Origin of the sequence: Micromonospora sp. CPCC 206060 (assembly GCF_036906895.1) — a bacterium.
Taxonomy (GTDB): domain Bacteria; phylum Actinomycetota; class Actinomycetes; order Mycobacteriales; family Micromonosporaceae; genus Micromonospora.
Genome location: NZ_JBAKHU010000212.1, coordinates 1 through 1,590 on the forward strand (window position 1 = coordinate 1; position 1,590 = coordinate 1,590).

Here is a 1,590-nt window from a genome sequence, read left to right on the forward strand (position 1 = left end):
TGGCCGCCTCACGTCTACGCCAAACCGGCTCTGAGCTGCAGGTCTGCCGTACACCACTCTGCCGGACGCAACTACGAGTTCTGCGTGCTGCGTTAGGGCTTGCCGTTGTGCCCCTGGTTGCCCTGGCTGCTCATCGCGCCGGGCGAGACTGGCGGCGTGGTACAGGCCGGGGCGAAATCTCAGCCAGCGGAACATCCCTGGCTATACGCATTGGCACCCCATCACGCTCCGCCGCCCCTAGGTGCGCGCTGAGCTACTCTCCGTCGCCCGTTCCCTCGCCGCCCCGGTTCTCTCCGGCGGCCAGCACCTCGGCGAAGAACCGCAACCGGACCTCGTCCTGCACCGACTCACCGCCTTCGTGCCCGTTGAACGGATACACCTCCAGCCGGCACGGGCCGGCATAGTGGTGGTAGGCGCCGAACACCGTCGACGCCGGGCAGCTGGCGTCCATCAGCGCCACGCTGAACAGTGCCGGGCAGCGCCCCCGGATGGCGAAGTTGACCCCGTCGACATAGCTCAACGTGTCGAAGACCCGCTCCACGTTGCCCCGGTGGACCTTCAAATAGTTGACGATCTCCTGGTAGGGGCCGGCGGTGGCCAGCTCGGCGCCGCGCCGGAAGTCACAGAGGAACGGCACGTCGGGCGCGACCGCGCGCAGCCGGGGATCGAGGGCCGCGACCGCCAGCGACAGCCCGCCACCCTGGCTGATCCCGGTGGCCACCACCCGGTCCGGGTCGACCAGCGGATGCGCCCGGGCCGCCTGCACGGCGCGCACCGCGTCGGTGATCAGCCGCCGGTAGTAGAGGGTCCGGGGGTCGAGCACGCCCCGGGTGACGAAGCCCGGATGCTGCGGGTTGCCGCCGGCCGGCTCGTGGTCGGGGGTCGCTCCGGCGCTCCACCCGCTGCCCTGGCCGCGTACGTCCATGAACAGGTGGGCATAGCCCGAGGCGGCGTAGAGCAGGTTCTCGTGCGGCAGGCCCCGGCCGCCGCCGTAACCGGGAAACTCCACCACGCACGGCAGCGGCTCCTCGGCACCGGCCGGGACGGCGAGCCAGGCCTTGACCCGGTCGCCGCCGAAGCCACTGAACGTCACGTCGTAGACGGTGATCACCCGCAGCGGCGAGTCGACCGGCTCGAAGGTGGCGTCCAGCTCGACCCGGGCCGCCGCGGCCAGGGTGTCGGCCCAGAACTCGTCGAAATCGGCGGGCTCGCGGCGCACCGGCCGGTATTTGGCGAGTTCGGCCAACGGCAGGTCGGTCAGCGGCATGGCGTACCCCATTCCATCTGGTCGCGTCGGCCGACCCGAACCAGCCATGGTCACGTTGGGTGTCGACTGATGTCCTGCATGAGACAGACGGGTAACGGCCGGATGTCATCCTTGGCTGCGGCGAGCAGCCGAGTCAAGGGCCCGAACGCTTGACCTGGCGACCGGAAAGTGCGCCGCTAACCTCAGCCCTTCGTTAAGGGCTGTCCAAGGAGTGGACCGAAAACGAAGAAGTGCCTTCTGATCAGGGAAAATAGGACTTGCTGAGGGTCCGATGTTCCTGTCACGGAAGGCACTTGCTGGGTGAAGGCTACCGCAACACGTCC

Annotated in this window: 1 protein-coding gene; it reads right to left on the reverse strand. The window is 68.8% G+C overall.

Annotation, left to right across the window (positions count from 1 at the left end; genetic code table 11):
• Window positions 1–253: 253 nt before the first annotated feature.
• Window positions 254–1,267, reverse strand: a complete 1,014-nt coding sequence (locus V6U90_RS33300; RefSeq protein WP_334445135.1) for an acetylxylan esterase — start codon at window positions 1,265–1,267, stop codon at window positions 254–256.
• Between the last annotated feature and the right edge of the window lie 323 nt (window positions 1,268–1,590).